Source organism: uncultured Amaricoccus sp. (assembly GCF_937891315.1).
In the GTDB taxonomy this organism is placed as follows: Bacteria; Pseudomonadota; Alphaproteobacteria; order Rhodobacterales; family Rhodobacteraceae; genus Amaricoccus.
In genome coordinates, this window is sequence record NZ_CALAGI010000035.1 from 37,015 (window position 1) to 43,015 (window position 6,001).

Consider the following 6,001-nt stretch of genomic DNA (forward strand, 5'->3'; position numbering starts at 1 on the left):
GGCCCAACCCGGCCTGAACCCGCGAAGCTGGCCGGATCAGGGCACCAGCCGATAGCCGCCCGGCTCGGTGACGAGGATCCGCGCATTGGCCGGATCGGGCTCGATCTTCTGGCGCAGGCGATAGATATGGGTCTCGAGCGTGTGCGTGGTGACGCCGGCGTTATAGCCCCAGACCTCGTGCAGCAGGATGTCGCGCGGCACCACCGCGTCGTTGGCGCGGTAGAGATATTTCAGGATGTTGGTTTCCTTCTCGGTCAGCCGGATCTTCTTCTCCTTGGCGTCGAGCAGCAGCTTCGCGGCCGGTTTGAAGGTGTATGGGCCGACGCCGAACACCGCGTCCTCCGATTGCTCATGCTGGCGCAGTTGCGCGCGGATGCGCGCGAGCAGCACCGGCAGCTTGAAGGGCTTGGCGATATAGTCGTTGGCGCCGGAATCGAGCCCGAGGATGGTGTCGCTGTCGGCCACGTGCCCGGTCAGCATCACGATCGGGCATTTCACGTCATGCTTGCGCATCAGCCGGCACAGCTCGCGCCCGTCCATGTCGGGCAGGCCGACGTCGAGGATGACGAGGTCGTAGTGCTGCTCGGAGGCCTTGGCGAGCCCTTCGGCGCCGGTGCCGGCCTCGAACACGTCGAACTCCTCGGTGATCACCAGCTGGTCGGCCAGCGCCTCGCGCAGGTCGGCGTCGTCGTCGACCATCAGGATCTTCTTCAAGTTGCTCATATCACGCTCCTTTTGCGAAGAGTTGTTTCGCCGGCCGCTTTCGCGCAATATTTCGTGCCCGCGTCTCACGCCACTGTGTCCCTTGCGCGGCGATTGTTTCAAACCATGTTCGGGACGCGCGCCCGAGTCCGGGCCTCGCGGCCCCCGGAGGCACCTTCGATGACACTCGCCCTCACCCCGCGGGAACTGCTCGCCCGGGCCCGGGTCGACCTGCGGATCGGCGCGCCGCTGCTGCTCGAAGGCGGCGGGGCCTCGGCCATCGTCCTCGCGGCCGAGACCGCGAGCGCGGAGCGTCTCGCGGATCTGCGGGCACTCGGGCCGGTCGATCTCGCGATCTCGGACTGGCGCGCGGCGACGCTCCGGGCGCGGGCCTACGACGGCGATCTCGCGCGGGTGATCCTGCCACGCGACGCCGATCTCGGCTGGGCGCGGGCGACCGCCGATCCGGCCTTCGACCTCGACACGCCGATGAAGGGCCCCTATGCGACGCGGCGCGACGGCTCGGCCGCCCTTCATCGCGCCGCGATCCGCCTGTGCAAGCAGGCGCATCTCCTGCCCGCCGCGCTGGTCGCGCCGGTCCCGGCCGACGCGGTCTTCCCCGAACTTGGACGGCTCGACATCGGTCACGTGCCGGAAGGCGACGCGGGCGCTGTCGCCGAGGTCGCCGCCGCCCGCGTGCCGCTCGCCGTGTCGCGGGCGGGTCGGGTCCGCGTGTTCCGCCCGCTCGACGGCGGCGACGAGCACTACGCGGTGGAGATCGGCGCGCCCGACCGGGCCGCGCCCGTGCTCTGCCGCCTGCATTCGGCCTGTTTCACCGGCGACGTGATCGGCAGCCTGAAATGCGACTGCGGCCCGCAACTGCGCGCCGCGCTGGCCCAGATCGGGGCGGAGGGCGCCGGCGCGCTGCTCTATCTCAATCAGGAGGGCAGGGGCATCGGCCTTGCCAACAAGATGCGGGCCTACGCGTTGCAGGACCAGGGCTTCGATACGGTCGAGGCCAACCACAGGCTCGGCTTCGAGGATGACGAGCGCGATTTCCGGCTTGGTGCCAATATGCTGAAGGCGATGGGCTTCTCGCGCGTGCGGCTGATGACCAACAATCCGGCCAAGGTGGCGATGATGCGGAACTGCGGCCTCGAGGTGGTCGAGCGGGTGCCGCTCCGCGTCGGCCGCTCGTCGTTCAACAGCGACTATCTCGACACCAAGGCGGCCAAGAGCGGCCACCTCCTGTGACGGGCAATGTGACGGGACTTGCGACGTGACGGGCGACCTGATCGTGACGCGCTGGGGCGCCCGCTTCGCCGGCCGGACCTTCCCCTGCGCCGTCGGCCGCGGCGGCCTCGGCGACAAGCGGGCGGAAGGCGACGGGATCACGCCTGTCGGACGTCACCGGATCGAGGCGGTGCTCGCCCGTCCCGATCGCGCCTGGCGCGCGTTCGCCTGGCGCAATGGCGCGATCGGCCCCCGCGACGGCTGGTCCGACGACCCGGCCGATCCCGCCTACAACGCGCGGATCCGCCGGCCGAGCCGCTTCGGCCACGAGGCGCTGCGCAGGCCCGACCCGATGTACGATCTCGTCGCCGTGCTCGACTGGAACCGGCATCCGGTCACGCCGGGGCGCGGAAGTGCGATATTTCTCCATGTCTGGCGCCGACCCCGCCATCCCACGGCCGGCTGCGTCGCTTTCCGCGCGGCGGACCTCGCCTGGATCCTCGCGCGCTGGACGCCGCGCGCCCGGGTCGTCGTCCGCGCCCCCTGAGCGGGGAGGTTGCCGTCGCCCGCCGGAAGACCTACAGTTCTACTCGCGGAGCGACTGGAGCTTGGGGAGGTGCGGCAGCTCGATCTTCTCACGGCGAACGACCCGACGGGTGACTACCCCGCCAGTTGGTACGCCGAAACCGCCGCCGCGTCGCCTCCGTTTTCCCCCCTCGAAGGCGCCGTCACCGCGGACGTTTGCGTGATCGGCGGTGGTTATACCGGCCTCTCGGCGGCGCTGCATCTCGCGCGCGCGGGGTTCGATGTGCGTCTGCTCGAAGCGGCGCGCGTCGGCTGGGGCGCCTCGGGGCGCAACGGCGGCCAGGTCGGCTCCAGCCAGCGTCGCGACCAGGACTGGCTGGAGGCGGCGGTCGGCGTCGCCCGCGCGCACGCGCTCTGGCGGCTGGCGCAGGAAGCGCGGGCGCTGGTTTCCGAGCTCATCGCGCGGCATGCCATCGCCTGCGACCTGCGGCCCGGTGTGCTCTATGCCCACCACCGGCGCGCCTATGTCGCCGAGAGCGCGGCCTATGCCGAAAGGCTCGCGCGGGACTATGGCTACGAATCGATCACCTCGCTCGACGCGCGCGAAACCGCCGAGGCGCTGGGGACGGAGGCGTTTCACGGCGGCGCGCTCGATCGGGGCGCGGCGCATCTTCATCCGCTCAACTTCGCCCTCGGCCTCGCGCGGGCGGCCAGCGCGGCGGGGGTTCATATCCACGAGGCAAGCCGGGTCACCTCCATCGGCCCACCGGTCCGCGCGGCGCGCGGAGAGGTGCGCGCGCGATATGTGCTCGTCGCCTGCAACGGCTATCTCGGCGACCTCGTCCCGGCCGTGGCGGCGCGGGTGATGCCGATCAACAATTTCATCGTGGCGACCGAGCCGCTCGCCCCGGAACTCGCCGCGCCGCTGCTGCGCGGCGACATCGCCGCGGCGGATTCGCGCTTCGTGGTGAACTACTGGCGGATGACCCCGGACCGGCGCCTGCTGTTCGGTGGCGGCGAGAGCTACGGCTACCGTTTCCCGCGCGATATCGCGGCGGTGGTCGGGCCGCGAATGCGCGCGATCTATCCCCAGCTGCGCGAGACCCGGATCACGCATGCCTGGGGTGGCACGCTCGCGATCACCCGCAGCCGGATGCCGGCGTTCCAGCGACTGGGGTCGAACGTCTTCTCAGCCGCCGGCTATTCCGGCCATGGCGTCGCCATGGCCACGCTCGCCGGCAAGCTGATGGCCGAGGCCGTGCGCGGCGGCGCCGAGCGCTTCGATCTCTTCGCCGGTATACCCGCGCTGCCCTTCCCCGGCGGCGCCAGTCTGCGCGCGCCGCTCCTCGCCCTCGCCATGACCTGGTACGCCCTTCGCGACCGCCTCTGACCCGCCACGCCTTGAGCGGCTGGCAGGCGCGAGGGCGAGTCTTCAGACCGGGCGCGTCCGAAGGGCCGCCCGGACCTCCGCCACCGCGGCGCGCGACAGGGAAGGCCAGTCACCGCCGTCGGGAGTGAAGAGATGGCGGTCGAGGCGGGCGAGGGCGCGGGACGCGGCGGGATCGACGCCGCTCGCCCGCAGCAGGGAGACGAGCGCGGCGCGGGCGCGCGGCGCGTCGCGGCGGGCGTCCGCGATGCAGAGCGCGGCGACGGCTCGGCCGAGCGCGAACCGGCGCCGCGCCCAGCCGACCCCGCGCCCGCGACCGGGACCGAGTCGGGGGAGCAGAACTCCGAGGCCGAGCAGCAACCCGCCGCCGAGGCCGACCGGGATCGCCCGCCGTGCGAGGAGGCCGGGCGCGCGCGGCAGGGCCGAGGCGGCGAAGGCCACCTCGCGGCCTTCGAGCACTTCCTCGCGGCCGACCCGGGCGCCGGTGTCGAACCAGCTGATCGGAATGTCGTCGAGATCGGCCGGCGCGTCGCTCTGCGGTTGCATCCGGTAGTGCCAGACCACGGTCGAGATCGGACCGTCCGGCGTCAGCTTCACCGAACGCTCCTCGGGATCGACGAAGCTGAACAGCCCGCCAGCCGCCATCGACGGGGCGGGTGGCAAGGACTCCGGGGGCAGACCGGCGACCTCGATCGTCACCGTCCGCCGCGTCCATTGCTCGGGTGCCAGCGTGTCCGGCTCGGGGTCCCAGTCGTCGGTGACGCTGACCGACCGCGCCGGCATCCAGGTCGTTCCGCCGAGGTCGGGTGGATAGGCGACTTCGATCGCGACCGGCTCCGTCACCGCCTCGACGGCCAGCCGGCGCGGCCCTTCGCCGGCGAATGTCAGCGCGTGAGTGATCGGTCCGATCGTGAGCGCCCCGGCGCGCCGCGGAAAGAGGGCGAGCCGCTGTTCGAAGACCTTGGTCAGGCGATTGGCGATCCGCTCCTCGCGCCAGACGGGTGGCGTGAGTTGCAGCCATCCGAAGCCGTCGAGTGCCGGCACGCTCAGATGTTCGAGCGCGACATTGCCGATATATTCGCCGCGCAGGGTGGCCAGCACCATCTCGCCCATCACTGGCGGCGGCGCCGGATCGAGCAGGAGGCGCAGCCTGGTTTCCGGCGGCCACGCCGTCTCGGCCGCCGCCGGAAGGCCCGCGAGCAGGAACGTCAGTGCGAGGAGCAGCCGCATCACCATGGGTTCGCGCCCGGTTCGGCGGCGGTTCCGGCCTCGACCCGCCGGGCATGCTCGGCGGCGAGGCGGAGCTTGAGATAGCGGCCGGGATCATCGGGCAGGGCGGTCAGCCAGTCCGGCCCGGCCACCACGGACTGGCGGGTGTCGCCGGGCCGCGCGAGCCGCGGCCGGTCGCGCATCAGCGCCTGGATCGTCATCTCGTAGGTGCCGCCGTGAGGGCGTTCGTCCGGCGCCGTCTCGGTACCGAGCTTGCCGAGCGCGCCACTGGTCGGGCCGTGCACCTCGTCGAGAAACGGGGCGATCAGCGCCCGATTGGCGATCGCATCCGCGTCCGCCGGATCGACATAGAGCACCGCGTCGTAATAGGCGACGGCGAGCTCGTACTCGCCGGTCAGCGCCAGGCTGTTGCCGCGGTTGTAGGTGGAGCCGCGCCCGCTCCGCGCGAAGGCCGCGTCGGCGCCGGCGTAGTCACCGGCCTCGTAGAGCGCCACCCCCTGCCAGCGCGGCGCGGGGATCAGGCCAGAGGCCGCGGCGGGGAAGCCGGAGCGCAGCAAGAGACGACCCCAGGCCGATGGTCCGGCCAGGACGACGGCGACCAGCGCGAGCGCTGCGAGGATCCAGGGGAGCCGCCGCATCTCAGGCGCTCCGCCGGAAAAGGGCCAGCGCCAGCAGCGCCGGAACGGTGAGGAGATAGCGCCCGAGGTCGCGAAAGGTGAGCAGCGTGATGTCCGCCGCCGCCGGCGAGGCGCTGGCCCGTTCCGCCGCCGCCGCAAGCACCGGCCCGGGACGCGCCGCCTCGCCCGCCGCGCCGCCACCGGCAGCATCACCGTGAACACGCCGGCCTGCGAGGCCGGCACATGCTTGAGGCCGGTCATCCACAGCCACACCGTGACCATGCTGGCCGCCAGCGAGTAGAACACC

6 protein-coding genes and 1 pseudogene are annotated in these 6,001 nt (G+C 72.0%); 3 read left to right on the forward strand and 4 right to left on the reverse strand.

Features of this window, described 5'->3' with window-relative positions:
• Positions 1 to 36 precede the first annotated feature (36 nt).
• Positions 37 to 723, reverse strand: a complete 687-nt coding sequence (locus tag Q0480_RS02685; RefSeq protein ID WP_299130352.1) for a response regulator transcription factor — start codon at positions 721 to 723, stop codon at positions 37 to 39.
• Positions 724 to 882: 159 nt separating this feature from the next.
• On the opposite strand from Q0480_RS02685, the gene ribA reads away from it, so the two are divergent.
• The 3 genes from ribA to Q0480_RS02700 all read left to right on the forward strand — a co-directional run bounded on the left by ribA (position 883) and on the right by Q0480_RS02700 (position 3,850).
• The gene (ribA, locus tag Q0480_RS02690) at positions 883 to 1,956 is read left to right on the forward strand and encodes a GTP cyclohydrolase II (RefSeq protein ID WP_299130354.1); all 1,074 of its coding nucleotides are present in this window, start codon (positions 883 to 885) and stop codon (positions 1,954 to 1,956) included.
• A 25-nt stretch (positions 1,957 to 1,981) separates the two neighbouring features.
• Positions 1,982 to 2,482 (forward strand): L,D-transpeptidase family protein, encoded by a 501-nt coding sequence (locus Q0480_RS02695; protein ID WP_299130355.1) that lies wholly within the window; start codon positions 1,982 to 1,984, stop codon positions 2,480 to 2,482.
• A 69-nt stretch (positions 2,483 to 2,551) separates the two neighbouring features.
• Complete coding sequence (locus tag Q0480_RS02700; RefSeq protein ID WP_299130357.1) at positions 2,552 to 3,850, forward strand: FAD-binding oxidoreductase; 1,299 nt, start codon at positions 2,552 to 2,554, stop codon at positions 3,848 to 3,850.
• A gap of 42 nt (positions 3,851 to 3,892) precedes the next feature.
• Here Q0480_RS02700 and Q0480_RS02705 read toward each other — a convergent pair whose 3' ends face one another.
• The 3 genes and pseudogenes from Q0480_RS02705 to Q0480_RS02715 form a co-directional block, all read right to left on the reverse strand.
• On the reverse strand, positions 3,893 to 5,077 hold the full coding sequence (locus Q0480_RS02705) for a hypothetical protein (RefSeq protein ID WP_299130359.1): 1,185 nt from the start codon (positions 5,075 to 5,077) through the stop codon (positions 3,893 to 3,895).
• Positions 5,077 to 5,715: a tetratricopeptide repeat protein gene (locus tag Q0480_RS02710; RefSeq protein ID WP_299130361.1), complete on the reverse strand. Its 639-nt coding sequence runs from the start codon at positions 5,713 to 5,715 to the stop codon at positions 5,077 to 5,079. Before Q0480_RS02710 ends, Q0480_RS02705 begins: the two co-directional genes overlap by 1 nt.
• A gap of 1 nt (position 5,716) precedes the next feature.
• Positions 5,717 to 6,001, reverse strand: a pseudogene (locus Q0480_RS02715) (hypothetical protein); the annotation flags it as partial.

Coding starts and splice junctions, on each gene's coding strand:
- Q0480_RS02685 (WP_299130352.1), bottom strand. CDS start 723: ATGAGCAACTTGAAGAAGATCCTGATGGTCGACGACGACGCCGACCTG.
- ribA (WP_299130354.1), top strand. CDS start 883: ATGACACTCGCCCTCACCCCGCGGGAACTGCTCGCCCGGGCCCGGGTC.
- Q0480_RS02705 (WP_299130359.1), bottom strand. CDS start 5,077: ATGCGGCTGCTCCTCGCACTGACGTTCCTGCTCGCGGGCCTTCCGGCG.
- Q0480_RS02710 (WP_299130361.1), bottom strand. CDS start 5,715: ATGCGGCGGCTCCCCTGGATCCTCGCAGCGCTCGCGCTGGTCGCCGTC.